The organism is Staphylococcus warneri (assembly GCF_900636385.1).
Taxonomy (GTDB): Bacteria; Bacillota; Bacilli; order Staphylococcales; family Staphylococcaceae; genus Staphylococcus; species Staphylococcus warneri.
The window spans coordinates 1,850,155-1,864,718 of the sequence record NZ_LR134269.1 but is presented as its reverse complement, the minus strand read 5'-3'; the positions used below and the strand labels follow the sequence as shown (position 1 = coordinate 1,864,718).

At 32.9% G+C, this 14,564-nt stretch carries 16 protein-coding genes; 5 read left to right on the top strand and 11 right to left on the bottom strand.

What is annotated here, in order from left to right; genetic code table 11:
* Window positions 1–37: 37 nt before the first annotated feature.
* The 8 genes from mnhG1 to kapB all read right to left on the bottom strand — a co-directional run bounded on the left by mnhG1 (window position 38) and on the right by kapB (window position 6,317).
* Window positions 38–394, bottom strand: a complete 357-nt coding sequence (gene mnhG1 / locus EL082_RS09065) for a Na+/H+ antiporter Mnh1 subunit G (RefSeq protein ID WP_002467261.1) — start codon at window positions 392–394, stop codon at window positions 38–40.
* Window positions 372–665 (bottom strand): Na+/H+ antiporter Mnh1 subunit F, encoded by a 294-nt coding sequence (mnhF1, locus tag EL082_RS09060; RefSeq protein ID WP_002450815.1) that lies wholly within the window; start codon window positions 663–665, stop codon window positions 372–374. Before mnhF1 ends, mnhG1 begins: the two co-directional genes overlap by 23 nt.
* Window positions 665–1,144 (bottom strand): Na+/H+ antiporter Mnh1 subunit E, encoded by a 480-nt coding sequence (gene mnhE1 / locus EL082_RS09055; RefSeq protein ID WP_002467260.1) that lies wholly within the window; start codon window positions 1,142–1,144, stop codon window positions 665–667. Before mnhE1 ends, mnhF1 begins: the two co-directional genes overlap by 1 nt.
* Window positions 1,144–2,643 carry a Na+/H+ antiporter Mnh1 subunit D gene (gene mnhD1 / locus EL082_RS09050; protein ID WP_002467256.1) on the bottom strand — a complete coding sequence of 500 codons (1,500 nt, stop codon included), beginning with the start codon at window positions 2,641–2,643 and terminating at the stop codon, window positions 1,144–1,146. The genes mnhE1 and mnhD1 overlap by 1 nt, the downstream gene beginning before the upstream one ends.
* Window positions 2,630–2,977 (bottom strand): Na+/H+ antiporter Mnh1 subunit C, encoded by a 348-nt coding sequence (gene mnhC1, locus EL082_RS09045; RefSeq protein ID WP_002450812.1) that lies wholly within the window; start codon window positions 2,975–2,977, stop codon window positions 2,630–2,632. Before mnhC1 ends, mnhD1 begins: the two co-directional genes overlap by 14 nt.
* The gene (mnhB1, locus tag EL082_RS09040) at window positions 2,977–3,405 is read right to left on the bottom strand and encodes a Na+/H+ antiporter Mnh1 subunit B (protein WP_002467267.1); all 429 of its coding nucleotides are present in this window, start codon (window positions 3,403–3,405) and stop codon (window positions 2,977–2,979) included. The genes mnhC1 and mnhB1 overlap by 1 nt, the downstream gene beginning before the upstream one ends.
* A complete protein-coding gene (locus EL082_RS09035) occupies window positions 3,386–5,809 on the bottom strand; it encodes a Na+/H+ antiporter subunit A (protein ID WP_002467257.1) in 2,424 nt (807 codons plus the stop codon). Before EL082_RS09035 ends, mnhB1 begins: the two co-directional genes overlap by 20 nt.
* Before the next feature lie 127 nt (window positions 5,810–5,936).
* On the bottom strand, window positions 5,937–6,317 hold the full coding sequence (gene kapB / locus EL082_RS09030) for a sporulation phosphorelay system protein KapB (protein ID WP_002467262.1): 381 nt from the start codon (window positions 6,315–6,317) through the stop codon (window positions 5,937–5,939).
* A gap of 65 nt (window positions 6,318–6,382) precedes the next feature.
* Here kapB and EL082_RS09025 point away from each other — a divergent pair, with 65 nt between their 5' ends.
* From EL082_RS09025 to EL082_RS09005, 5 genes are all read left to right on the top strand, one after another.
* Complete coding sequence (locus EL082_RS09025; protein ID WP_049415349.1) at window positions 6,383–6,976, top strand: peptidylprolyl isomerase; 594 nt, start codon at window positions 6,383–6,385, stop codon at window positions 6,974–6,976.
* A gap of 298 nt (window positions 6,977–7,274) precedes the next feature.
* Window positions 7,275–7,655 (top strand): S1 domain-containing post-transcriptional regulator Ygs, encoded by a 381-nt coding sequence (gene ygs / locus EL082_RS09020; protein WP_015365232.1) that lies wholly within the window; start codon window positions 7,275–7,277, stop codon window positions 7,653–7,655.
* 243 nt (window positions 7,656–7,898) lie between these two features.
* Window positions 7,899–9,026 carry an NADH-dependent flavin oxidoreductase gene (locus EL082_RS09015; RefSeq protein WP_015365231.1) on the top strand — a complete coding sequence of 376 codons (1,128 nt, stop codon included), beginning with the start codon at window positions 7,899–7,901 and terminating at the stop codon, window positions 9,024–9,026.
* 378 nt (window positions 9,027–9,404) lie between these two features.
* Window positions 9,405–10,595, top strand: coding sequence for an ornithine--oxo-acid transaminase (locus EL082_RS09010; RefSeq protein ID WP_015365230.1), 1,191 nt, complete (start codon window positions 9,405–9,407; stop codon window positions 10,593–10,595).
* 108 nt (window positions 10,596–10,703) lie between these two features.
* On the top strand, window positions 10,704–11,948 hold the full coding sequence (locus EL082_RS09005; RefSeq protein ID WP_002450804.1) for a Glu/Leu/Phe/Val family dehydrogenase: 1,245 nt from the start codon (window positions 10,704–10,706) through the stop codon (window positions 11,946–11,948).
* An 86-nt stretch (window positions 11,949–12,034) separates the two neighbouring features.
* Here EL082_RS09005 and EL082_RS09000 read toward each other — a convergent pair whose 3' ends face one another.
* From EL082_RS09000 to EL082_RS08990, 3 genes are all read right to left on the bottom strand, one after another.
* Entirely contained in the window at window positions 12,035–12,328 is a 294-nt protein-coding gene (locus EL082_RS09000; RefSeq protein WP_002467131.1) for a TfoX/Sxy family protein, read from the bottom strand.
* A 67-nt stretch (window positions 12,329–12,395) separates the two neighbouring features.
* A complete protein-coding gene (locus EL082_RS08995) occupies window positions 12,396–13,319 on the bottom strand; it encodes a glycerophosphodiester phosphodiesterase (RefSeq protein ID WP_171001919.1) in 924 nt (307 codons plus the stop codon).
* Between the two features lie 249 nt (window positions 13,320–13,568).
* On the bottom strand, window positions 13,569–14,507 hold the full coding sequence (locus tag EL082_RS08990) for a glycerophosphodiester phosphodiesterase (protein WP_019235844.1): 939 nt from the start codon (window positions 14,505–14,507) through the stop codon (window positions 13,569–13,571).
* Window positions 14,508–14,564: the final 57 nt, after the last annotated feature.

The window sequence follows — 14,564 nt, the reverse complement described above, 5'->3', positions numbered from 1 at the left end:
CCGGTTGATGCATAACATCTCGGTTGGCTTTTTGTTTCTATAATTTTTTATCTTTTAAATCGTCTTTGATTTCATCTAGTTTAGTATTTTTACTGTACGGTGTTTTAATATTGTAGGCTGCTTTCATAATCATATGACTTGAAAGTGGACCAGTGATAAGAACAAAGATAATACCTATAATCAACTGCATATTTGTATAACCATCTTTGACAATAAAGTATAAAAAGGCCCCAAATAACAAACTCATTGCACCTAAAGTAGATGCTTTTCCTGCGGCATGTGCACGTGAATAAACATCTTCAAGTCTCAATAATCCAATAGCTGCTACTGCACTAATGAGTGCACCAATCATAATTAAGATAATTGAAATACTAATGATGATGGTTTCGATCATGTTCAATCACCTTACCTTTATCCATGAATTTTGAAAATACAGCAGTACCTAAAAAGGCTAAAATACCAACTAGTAGGATAACCACAATCATATATTTGATATCCATTAAAATACTAAAAAGAGCAATGACTGCCATCAACTGTAGTCCCATTGCATCTAAGGCAACCACTCTGTCGGCTAGAGAGGGGCCTAAAATAACTCTAACTAACATTGCTAGCATCGATAATACGACAATGACTAATGCAATAATTATTAATGTTTTGGTAATCATTATTGTTCGCCCACCTCTCTAACTACTTTTTCTAATGAAGATTTGATACCTTCTGTTTCTTCTTCAGTAGTACTAAAGTCAATGGCATGGATATAAATTTTCGTACGGTCATCGCTAATGCCAAGTACGACAGTACCTGGTGTTAGTGTAATGAGATTAGAAAGTAGTACTATTTGCCAATCCGTTTTCAAATCTGTGTGATAGACAAAAAATCCAGGTTTATTTGAAATATGTGGTTTTAAAATAATTTTCAACACATCTAAATTTGCCTTAATCAATTCTAATAAGAAAATGAAAACTAATTTAATCATTCTATAAATACGTACTAGATAAAACTTACCAGGCATCACACGGTGGAGTAGGTAAACTAAAATGAGACCAAATAGATAGCCTAATACGAAATTGTTAAGTGTATAACTATCAGAAATTAGTAACCAAATGATTGAGACTAATAAATTGATAACAATTTGGACTGCCATTATGATTTACCCCCCAATACGCTATTGATATAAACAGTTGGATCGTAGAATGTTGTTGCGCCTTCTTTAATGATAGGGTATAACACATCTGCTGATAAACCGAATATCACAGTAATAATCACAGCTACAATAGATACGGTAGTCATACCAAACGTATTTGCTTTAGTTGTGATGTCATACCCTTTCGGTTCTCCGAAAAATCCTTTTAAGAAAATTCTTATGACTGAATATAAGACAACTAAACTTGATAATAAGACAACGATACCAGTGATGTAAAAGCCTTTTTCAAATGTAGCTTGTACAATATATAGCTTTCCATAAAAACCACTTAAAGGTGGAATTCCGGCAAGACTTAAAGCAGCAATGAAAAAGGTCCAACCTAGTACTGGATATTGTTTAATTAAACCACCAAACTGACGTAAATCAGTAGTTTTAGTGATTTTATACATGACTCCAATGAGTAAGAATAGTGATGCTTTTACCAACATATCATGAATAGTGTAATAAATAGCACCTATCATACCTGCTTCATTCATCATAGCTACGCCAACTAAAATAACGCCAACAGCAATCATAATATTGTATAGAATGATTTTCTTCGTATCGTAGTATGCTATTGCGCCTACACAACCAAATATAATCGTCATAATAGCTAGGAATAAAATGACATAGTGAGAAAAACTTACTGTATTGTTAAAGAATAAGCTTAAAGTTCTAGCAATTGCATAAACACCGACTTTCGTTAATAACGCACCGAAGAATGCAATAATAGCGAAAGGTGGAGCATAGTATGCGCCTGGTAACCAAACATACATAGGGAAGACACCAGCTTTTGTAGCAAAGACAAATATAAATAATATAAATACAATGTTTACTAAGCCACTTTCATGTGTTGATAAATCATTTAAACGTTGACTAATATGCGCTAAATTTAATGTGCCTACTACAGAGTATAGTATTGCTACACCCATAACAAAGAATGATGACGATACAACATTGACTAGAATATACTTAATCGTTTCTTGTAATTGAATCTTTGTCGTACCAATAACTAATAAACAGTAGGATGACATTAAGAATACTTCAAAGAATACGAATAAGTTAAAAATATCACCTGTTGTAAATGCACCGATGATACCAATAAGCATAAACATAATAGAAAAATAATAATAAAACGTTTCTCTTTCAACACCAATAGATTGATATGAATATAAAATAATGAGTGCGGTAATGATAATACTCGTAATAATCAATAGGGCACTAAAAATATCTAATACAAAAACGATACTATATGGTGCTTTCCATGAACCTAATTCTAATTTAATAGGTCCGTCTTGTAAGACATTTTTTAAATTAAGTATTGCAATAATTAATGTAATCATTGTACCTGCTAATGCGACATAACGTTTGATATGCGGTCTTTTTCCAATGAAGACGAGTAATATTGCCGTCAGAATTGGTACAACTAAAGTTAGAGCTAACATATTACTCTCTGACATCTTCTGGAACTCCTTTCATACTTTCAACGTTATCTGTACCAAGTTCTTTATAAGTTCTAAATGCTAAAACTAAAAAGAAAGCAGTAGTAGCAAAAGCGATAACGATGGCTGTTAATATCAGTGCTTGTGGAATTGGATCAACATAGCTTTGCGTACCTTTTTCATAAATAGGTGCTTTGCCATGTTTTAATCCGCCCATAGTTATTAGAAATAAATTTGCTGCGTGTGTTAGTAGTGTCGTCCCCATAATGATTCGTATCAAACTCTTAGACAAAACGAGATAGACGCTGATTGCTGTGAGGATACCACTAACAAATATCATTATAATTTCCACTATTCGTTCTCTCCAATCGATAAAATAATAGTCATTACAGTTCCAACTACGGCACATAAGACACCGAAATCAAAGAATACAGCGGTAGTCATATGCATGGGCGCTAGCATTGGAATAGGTATGTCAAATGTGACATGTGTAAAAAAGTTGTTGGACATAAACCAACTTGCCATTGGAGTACCAACGCAAAATAATAATCCGATACCAATTAATATTTTAAAATCTATTGGAAAAATACGTCTCATTGTCTTGATATCAAAAGCAATAGCAATCACAACCAAGGCGCTTGAGAATAATAAACCTCCAACGAAACCGCCACCTGGTGTATAGTGACCTGCTAGAAATAGTGAAAAACCGAACATCATAACCATGAAGAAAATGATGACTGCTGTATATTGGAACATCAAATCATTTTTCTGTCTGTTCATGACGTTTCACCTCACTTGTTTCTGAACGATGTTGATGTTTCATACGTAATTTAATCATTGTATAAATACCTAAACCTGCGATACCTAATACTGATGATTCGAATAAAGTATCCATGCCACGGAAATCCACTAAAATAACATTAACCATGTTTTTACCTGAAGCAAGATCGTAAACATGATTTTGATAATAGTGAGTGATTGATTCGAAATGTCTATTACCATACGCAATTAGCCCTAAGATTGTAACAACAAGACCAACTCCAGCAGAAATTAAAGCATTTGTAACTTTAAATGATCGTGTTTCGTTGTAACGGTTAAGGTTAGGCAAGAAATAGAAACATAGTAAAAATAACGCGGTAGAAATTGATTCTACGACAAATTGTGTTAACGCTAGGTCAGGTGCCTTAAAGAATATAAACAACACTGAAACAGAATAACCGACAGCACTTAACATAATAATGCTAAATAAACGAGATTTAGCAAAGATAATTAAGAACGAGGCAATGACAAGCAATACAATAATACCTACTTCAAATATTCTAATGTGACTGACATCTTTAAAATTAATTGTGAATGGCACGCTTAATAAAATAACTGTAGTTAATAAAATTAATAAACCAAAGATAATCACAAGATTATTTCGAGAAGATTCAGTTACATAGCTATTTGTCATATTTTTAGAATACGTTGGCATTATTTTACCAGTACGATCGTACCAATAATTAAGTGTCAGTTGATTAGGTTGTGACTGTAATAATTTAATCCAATAAGCAAACGTTATGATGAGTATAATACCGACGATATAGATACCAATTGTAGTCATAAATGCAGGTGTTATACCGTGGAATAAATGGAACTCGGCATTTACTTGAGTCGTTTGACTCATTGATGTTGTCGCTGGTTCAATAATAGATTGTGTCAATATTCCTGGGAATAAACCCAAAATAATAACTAATATAGCTAATATTGATGGTGAAATAAGCATTAATATAGAAGCTTCATGAGCTTGTTGTGGTAATTGATTAGGTTTATATTCTCCAAAGAATATATGCATTATAAATTTAATTGAATAGACAAATGTAAAAATACTTCCGACAATTGCAAGTATTGGGAAGATGACGCCTAATGTATTAAGACTCATCACATGTGCGTGTGTTAACTCAATGACTGCTTCTAAGAATTTCTCTTTAGATAGAAAGCCATTAAAAGGTGGTACGCCTGCCATACTTAATGAAGTAATAACGGTGATTGTGAACGATATAGGCATAATAGTTAATAAACCACCTAATTTCTTAATATCACGTGTTCCGGTACTATGGTCAACAGCACCAGTAATCATGAATAACGCACCTTTAAACGTGGCATGATTAATTAAGTGAAACGCAGCTGCAGTAAAGGCGGCAACATAAAGTTGACTATCTTGACCTTCAAAATGATAGCTAACTGCGCCCATACCTAACATAGACATAATCATTCCAAGTTGTGACACAGTTGAAAAGGCTAGTATGCCTTTTAAATCTTGTTGTTTTGTAGCGTTTAAAGAGGCCCAAAATAAAGTGATTAGCCCAACTAATGTCACTGTCCAAATCCAACCTTGTGATACGGCAAAAATGGGTGTCATTCTTGCTATTAAATATAAACCAGCTTTAACCATTGTTGCTGAATGTAAATAAGCACTAACAGGCGTTGGTGCTTCCATTGCATCCGGTAACCATATGTAAAAAGGTACTTGAGCTGATTTAGTAAAAGCACCAATTAAAATGAATATCATAGCTAGGATAAAGAACGGACTGTTTTGTATTTCTGCTACATGTTGAATAATATAATGTAAACTAAATGAATCTGATGCAACAGAAAGTAAAATGATACCTCCTAAAAGGCTAAGTCCTCCAAAAACTGTGATGATTAACGACTTTTGAGCCCCATAAAGGGAAGCCTGTTTCTCTCTCCAAAATGAGATAAGTAAAAAACTTGAAAACGAAGTTAACTCCCAGAATAAATATAAGATAATAAGATTATCTGAAAGAACAACGCCTAACATTGCACCCATGAAAAGTAATAAATAACAGTAAAAATTCCCTAATTGTTCTGATTGGTTTAAATAACCAATGGAGTATAAGACAACTAAACTGCCGACACCAGTAATCAGTAAACTGAATAACAACCCTAAACCATCAACATAAAGGTTAAAATTCATACCGATATGTGGCATCCACTTAAAAGTTTTCATTACGGTATTACCTGACATAGTAGTCGTAATAAAAGATAAGAAATATATAAATAAGACGACGGGGACAGGTAATACAAACCAACCTATGTGAATTCTTTTGAAGAAGCGATATAGGATTGGAATAATGAGTGCAAATATTAACGGTAATAGTACCGCAATATGTAACAAACTCATTAAATTGTCCTCCTTTAAAAATGTTTATGATATTCATTATACATGAATCATATCATTCTGAAAACGTCTGAACGCTTGAAATCAGTGAATTTCTATTACTGTTAAATAAGAAGAAACACGTCATTTTTTAATGAAATTTTTGTTTATATTGAATAGAATAATCATCTTTAAGCTGGTCTAAATTTTGTAATGAACGAGTTGCATGTGCGTCATTTTTTTCTTTTAATTGCGCCTCTAAATTTGTGATGGCTTGTTGAAGAGAATCTTCATATGACATTTTTTCGACATTAAAATCACGTAATTGTGAACGCTTAGCGTATCGTTTTTCATAATGGCTTAATGCTTTGCGTTCATGGAAAAATACACCTGTCGATTCATTAGGATTGTGTAAATCTCCTTGTTTAGGGTGTTTGATCACTTGTTCTACTTGAACTAAAACGTCGTCACCGTTATCTTCTTTAATTGATACACCGTAGCTTCCAGTCTTATGAGAAAATCGATATAACATGCTATATTACTTCCTTTCAAATGTGTTAATATATACGTATATCATAACATGAATGGAGAATTTTAATGACGAACTATCCGCAGTTAAATAAAGAGATACAAGAAGATGAAATTAAAGTTGTAATACATACAAATAAAGGTGACATGACATTTAAGTTATTCCCTAACATTGCACCTAAAACAGTTGAAAACTTTGTTACACATGCTAAAAATGGTTACTATGATGGTGTAACTTTCCACCGCGTCATCAATGACTTTATGGTGCAAGGTGGCGATCCAACTGCAACTGGTATGGGTGGTGAAAGTATTTATGGTGGTGCATTCGAAGATGAATTTTCATTAGAAGCATTTAATTTATACGGTGCACTATCTATGGCTAATGCTGGTCCAAATACAAACGGTTCACAATTTTTTATTGTTCAAATGAAAGAAGTACCACAAAATATGCTAAGTCAATTAGCTGATGGTGGTTGGCCAGAACCAATCGTCAAAGCATATGGCGAAAACGGAGGTACGCCTTGGTTAGATCAAAAACATACTGTATTTGGTCAAATTGTTGAAGGTGAAACAACATTAGAAGACATTGCAAATACGAAAGTTGGACCTCAAGATAAACCTGTACATGATGTAGTAATCGAATCTATTGATGTTACCGAATAAGGTGACTGTTAGCATTTCACGATTCGTCAAATGTAATTATGATAATTTCAATTAAAACTAGATTAGAAACTTCACGTTAAAGTAAAATCACACTTTAATTGTGAAGTTTTTGTATGTTTGACATCATAGAAGTGTGCAACAGTTTATCAAAAATTTATTATAATCATCATAAGGATGAAAATTGTTTCAGAGAGTCTATTTCAAAATAATTCAAAAAATTCAACGTTATAGTTAGTCCATTAATTTATTTTATGCTATGATAATAGTGTTAAGAAAAACGAAATAAGGGGTTATCAAGTTGAATAATCACTACAAAGAAGGTCAACATATTAAGGTACGTGTGACTGGTATTCAACCGTATGGCGCATTTGTTGAGGCCCCTGACCATACTGAAGGACTTATCCATATTTCTGAAATCATGGATGATTATGTCCATAACTTGAAGAAATTTCTATCTGAAGGACAAGTGGTAAAAGCTAAGATTTTATCGATTGATGAAGAAGGTAAACTCAACTTGTCTTTAAAAGATAATGATTACTTTAAAAATTATGAACGTAAGAAAGAAAAACAGTCGGTGCTAGATGAAATAAAAGAAACAGAAAAGTATGGGTTTCAAACACTTGAAGAACGCTTGCCGGTCTGGATCAAACGGTCTAAACGTACTATACGTCAAGAATAAAGTGACGTAATTATATTCGTTATATTTATACAAAGAATATAGGGATGATTTAAAACGATAGTATCTATTTTGTGATGGATATTATCGTTTTTATTTTGATAAAATTTAACAAATATACATCTTATAGAAAACATATTAATAAGTTTAATCATCATTCATTTAAAAACATGTATAAGCAAATTAATAGAGCATAAGATTTTTTCGTGTTATAGTCTCCATTATTATTAATCTGGAGGTAGAGTTATGAATAACAAATATAATTCATTATTTGACAGTGTGACATTGCCAAACGGCGTTGAATTAAAAAATAGGTTTGTTTTAGCACCTTTAACACACATTTCATCTAATGATGATGGCACAATTTCAGATGTCGAATTAACATATATAGAAAAACGTGCGAAAGATGTTGGATTAGCGATTAATGCAGCAAGTAATGTGAGCGATCTTGGTAAGGCATTTCCTGGACAGCCATCTGTAGCGCATGATTCAGACATGGAAGGACTTAAAAAACTTGCACAATCAATGAAGAAAAATGGTGCCAAAGCACTAGTTCAAATTCATCATGGTGGGGCTCAAGCATTACCTGAATTGACTCCCAATGGTGATGTAGCTGCTCCAAGTCCCATTTCATTAAAAAGTTTCGGTCAAAAACAAGAACATGATGCAAGAGAAATGACGTCAGAAGAAATTGAACAAACGATTAAAGATTTCGGTGAGGCAACACGACGCGTTATAGAAGCAGGGTTTGATGGTGTTGAAATTCATGGTGCTAACCATTATTTAATCCATCAATTTGTTTCACCATATTATAATAGAAGAAACGATGTATGGGCTGAGAATTTGAAATTCCCAATGGCAGTCATTGATGAAGTACTTAAAGCGAAAAAAGAATTTGCATCTGATGATTTCATTGTTGGATATCGTTTATCTCCAGAAGAAGCGGAATCTCCAGGTATTACGATGGATATAACTGAAGAATTGGTTAATGCAATTACTAAAAAAGATATAGATTATATTCATGTATCAATTATGGATATTTATTCTAAAACACGTGAAGGACAGTATGAAGGACAAAATAGATTAGAACTGATTCATAAATGGATTAACGGGCGTATGCCATTAATCGGTATAGGCTCAGTATTTACTGCAGATGATGCATTAAATGCAGTTGAAGATGTTGGCGTAGAATTAGTGGCTTTAGGGCGCGAGATACTACTAGATTATGATTTTGTCGGTAAGATAAAAGAAGGTAGAGAATCTGAAATTATAAGTTATTTTGATCCAGAACGTGAAGATAATCATGATTTACCGCCTAAATTATGGCAACAATTTAATAATGGTTTTTATCCTTTACCTAGAAAAGATCAATAATATAATTAAAGCTAGAAAATATCAGTTACCGATGATTATTTTCTAGCTTTTTACATAGGCTTTTATAGAATTTTTGATGAATTTTAAAATTAATAATGGCTGTCATTATAAGGTTTTTGAAGTACCAAAAGATATATTATGACGAATTTTTAAACTTTTACTTGTACAACATAGTGGGCATGTGTCATTATATTTGTAAGGGCTTTCAAAACATAGAATTTTAAGTAATAGGTGTTGTAATAAGAGATAGAAAAATTGCAATTTTAATAAAATTAGAAAATTTAGAAATATATTAATGTAATTTGTTTGAGAGCCACTAGAAATCAGTTATGATATTGGTAACTAGCTTTAGTATTTATTCAACAAAGGGGAGATATTATGACTAAGTCAGAACAAATTATTGAATTAACAAATCACTATGGAGCACATAACTATGTACCGCTTCCAATTGTCATTGCAGAAGCAAAAGGTGTATGGGTGACTGATCCGGAAGGTAATAAATACATGGATATGTTATCTGCATATTCAGCAGTAAACCAAGGCCATAGACATCCTAAAATTATTCAAGCACTTAAAGAACAAGCAGAAAAAGTAACTTTAGTATCACGTGCTTTCCATAGCGATAATTTAGGTGAATGGTACAAGAAGATTTGTGAATTATCTGGAAAAGATAAAGCATTACCAATGAATACTGGTGCAGAAGCTGTTGAAACAGCATTAAAAGCAGCACGTCGTTGGGCTTATGATGTGAAAGGTATCGAACCGAATAAAGCAGAAATCATTGCTTTCAATGGTAACTTCCATGGTCGTACAATGGCGCCAGTGTCATTATCATCTGAAGCCGAATATCAAAGAGGATACGGTCCATTATTAGATGGTTTCCGTAAAATTGATTTTGGTGATGTAGAAAAATTAAAAGCAGCCATTACTGATAATACTGCAGCTATCTTAGTGGAACCCATTCAAGGTGAGGCTGGTATTAATGTGCCACCAGAAGGTTATTTGAAAGCAATTAGAGAATTATGTGATGAACATAATATTTTATTTATAGCTGATGAAATACAAGCAGGGTTAGGCCGTTCAGGTAAGTTATTCGCGACTGATTGGGATAATGTTAAACCAGATGTATACATTTTAGGTAAAGCACTTGGCGGTGGCGTACTGCCAATTTCAGTTGTCTTAGCTGATAAAGAAGTTTTAGATGTATTTACACCGGGTTCACATGGTTCTACATTTGGCGGTAATCCATTAGCTTGTGCAGTATCATTAGCTGCTCTAGATGTTATTGTAGATGAAGACTTACCTGGTCGTTCATTAGAATTAGGTGAATACTTCAAATCTGAATTACAAAAAATTGAACATCCTTCTATTAAAGAAGTACGTGGTCGTGGCTTATTCATCGGAATTGAATTGACTGAAAATGCAAGACCATACTGTGAATCATTAAAAGAATTAGGTTTATTATGTAAAGAAACACATGATACAGTAATTCGATTCGCACCACCACTAGTCATTACTAAAGAAGAATTAGACCTTGCAATTGAAAAAATTAAACAAGTATTTAAATAAGTTCAAAAAGTTGTAACAATCATTTTGCAACCCCTTTAAAAAGGATAAAGTTGTGTTACAATAATAAATGAAAGCGAAATCATTAGTTAAAAAGAGGCGAAAAGGATCATGACTGAGAATAATAATTTAGTGACTTCTACTCAAGGAATTATTAAAGAAGCTTTGCATAAATTGGGCTTTGATGATGGTATGTACGACCTAATCAAAGAACCACTAAGATTTTTACAAGTACGTATTCCAGTGCGTATGGATGATGGTACAGTTCAAACATTCACTGGCTATCGTGCACAGCATAATGATGCAGTAGGTCCAACAAAAGGGGGCGTGCGTTTCCACCCAGATGTTGACGAAGAAGAAGTTAAAGCATTATCAATGTGGATGACATTAAAATGCGGCATTGTCAATTTACCATACGGTGGTGGTAAAGGTGGTATCGTTTGTGACCCTCGTCAAATGAGTATCCATGAAGTAGAACGTTTATCTCGTGGATATGTTAGAGCGATTTCACAATTCGTAGGACCTAACAAAGATATTCCAGCACCAGACGTATTTACTAACTCACAAATCATGGCTTGGATGATGGATGAATACAGTGCATTAGATAAATTCAATTCTCCAGGATTTATCACTGGTAAACCAATTGTACTTGGTGGATCACAAGGACGTGACCGTTCAACTGCACTAGGTGTTGTTATTGCAATTGAACAAGCAGCTAAACGTAAAGGCATGGATCTTAAAGATGCTAAAGTTGTTATCCAAGGATTTGGTAACGCAGGTAGTTTCTTAGCTAAATTCTTATATGATTTAGGTGCTAAAGTAGTTGGTATTTCAGATGCTTACGGTGCTTTACATGACCCTAATGGTTTAGATATTGACTATTTATTAGATAGAAGAGATAGCTTTGGTACTGTAACAAACTTATTCGAAGAGACAATCTCAAATAAAGAATTATTTGAATTAGACTGTGATATCTTAGTTCCAGCGGCGATTTCAAACCAAATTACTGAAGAAAATGCTAATGATATCAAAGCAAGTATTGTGGTAGAAGCTGCAAACGGACCAACTACACCAGAAGCAACACGTATTTTAACTGAACGTGGCATCTTATTAGTACCCGATGTTTTAGCTAGTGCAGGAGGCGTAACAGTATCATACTTCGAATGGGTTCAAAACAATCAAGGTTATTACTGGACTGAAGAAGAAGTTAATGAAAAACTACGCGAAAAATTAATTACTGCTTTTGATACTATTTATGAATTATCACAAAACAGAAAAATCGATATGCGTTTAGCAGCATATATTGTTGGTATTAAACGTACAGCAGAAGCAGCTAGATATCGTGGATGGGCATAATAACCTTTATAAATATTGGTTAAACCCATTTATATATATAAGAAAAACATTCACTCAATAATTATTGAGTGAATGTTTTTTGTCGTTTAATTTAAATCATTTTTTACTTGCTTTACGACTTTTAATATAGTTTCACTATCTTCAATATTTGGATAGTGAATCATTTGCTTGGCATTGGGATAAGGAGAAATCACTTTACAATCTTTCAATATTTCTGATGAGGAAGGTGTAGATTTAATCAATAGACGATTGTCGTATAAGCCACCAACCACAGTTTTATCAAAGTAAATGATATATTCTCCCATCATTTTACGAGTCGTAATATGGTCATCGTCAATGTATTTCATAAAACGATTGAGTGTATCTTCGGATGTTGCCATTTTTTTTCACAATCCTTAAATTAAATATAAATCTATCGTTAGTATACACAATGATTTATAATTATTGCTATTTTTGGTTTAAATTTTTGTACTTATCTGCGTAGTTAGTGAATACACCATCAACACCATAGTTATTTAAACGTTGCATATCTGCTTCTTCATTAACAGTAAATGGATGTATAAGGAATCCTAAATCTTTTAAATGCTTAGTATTTTTTTCATTTAAATCTGTATATTCAGGACCTACACCAACTGCATAAGACTTAATACGTTTTAAGTCTGATTCACTTTGGAATGGCAACTCGCCTTTATCTAATAAACGGATTAAAGGAATATTAGGATTTAATTGTTTCATTTTTTGTAAACTAGGTTCAGAAAAGGATTGAACAATGACATGACCATTTTTGAGTGATTGATTTGTCAACATACCGTGTTTGTTTAAACTTTGAATTAATTGATTTTCCATACCTGGATAAACATCAGGAGATTTTGTTTCGATATAATAATTAGCATTTTTACCGTAACGACTTAAGATCTCATCCAAAGTAGGGACCTTTGCATTGTTATATTCAGATTGAGCTAGGTCTGGATGTTGCTTATTAAACCAACTACCGGCATCGAGTTTCTTTAATTCTGCTAAGGTATAATCTTCTACTCGTCCATGACCATTAGTAGTACGATTAACGGTTTCATCGTGCATAGCAACGAGGTGACCATCTTTCGTTCTTTGTAAATCAATTTCTATGTATGATGCACCTAATTCATTATGACTTTTATCATAGGCATTAAATGTATGTTCAGGCGCATAACCACTCGCTCCTCTATGAGCAATAGTCGTGTGAGCTTCACCAGTTAAATTTTTCTGCCATTGTGAATGACTTTGATTAGTATGATTAGGTGTTTGAGCTTGAGTTTGATTTTGAGATGAATCTGAAGTTTGAGTAGATTGACCATCTCCGCTTGCAAGTGCTGGTGTACTGACACTTAGCATAGATAAAGTGATTGTTGCAACTCCGACAGATACCCATTTATTTAATTTCAAAGTAATAACATCCTTTCAATTTGAGTGTTACTACTATCATGGCAATATTTTTAAATATGAGAAATAGAATTTACTGAATAATTAAATAACTCTCAAAGACTTAATATTCAATTCAAAATATATTAATAATTAACAAACTTTTTACATAGTTGAAGTTTTAAAAATATTAATAGTTTTGCTATGAAGTTTGAAATTAGCTTAATGCGATATATGTTTATATTTATCTGCATAGTTGGTGAAGACTCCGTCAATACCATAACGATTTAATCGTTTCATGTCGGAGATTTTATTAACAGTGAAAGGATGTATAATAAAACCTAAATCTTTTAAATAAACAGTGTTAGATTCATTTAGATCAGTATATTCTGGACTAATACATGTTGCGTAACTTCGGATATATTTTAAATCTTTATCTGTCAATTGTTCTAATTGGTGTTTTTTTAATAATCTAACTAATGGAATATGCTTATTTTGGTGATGCACTTTTAACAGACTATCTTCAGAAAAGGATTGAATCATAATATGACCATTGTTTAATGAGCTCTTATTTAATAAACCGTGCTTTTGAAGTGTTTGTAAAAGTTGTTCCTCCATTCCTGGGTAAACATTAGGTGATTTCGTTTCGATATAATAATTAGCTTGTTTACCATATCTTGATAGAATTTCATCTAAGGTTGGTACTTTGGCATTTTGATACTCTGGTTTAGCCATTTTAGGATGTAATTGATTAAACCGTGCACCGGCGTTAAGACCTTTAATTTGTGCAAGTGTTAAATCTTTGACTTTGCCATGTCCGTTAGTTGTTCGGTCAACAGAATCATCATGCATCGCTATGAGTTGACCATCTTTCGTTCTTTGCAGATCAATTTCAATGTATGAGGCGCCTATATCATAATGACTTTTATCATAGGCATTAAATGTATGTTCAGGCGCATAACCACTCGCGCCTCTATGCGCAATTGTTACAAATTTCTCATGTGTGGGATTGGTATGCCAATTTGAATGTTGACTAGTTTTGTTATTGAACTGTTCGGATTTAACACGGCTGTTTTGGAAGTGAGTATAAATAAACAGACTAATGAAAGACATAAATATCAAAAATAATGATAATAAAGTAATTTTAGGATGTTTAAACATAGATTGCCCTTTCTAATAATTTTTGAATACTTGATTATTATACTATAAGTTGATAGG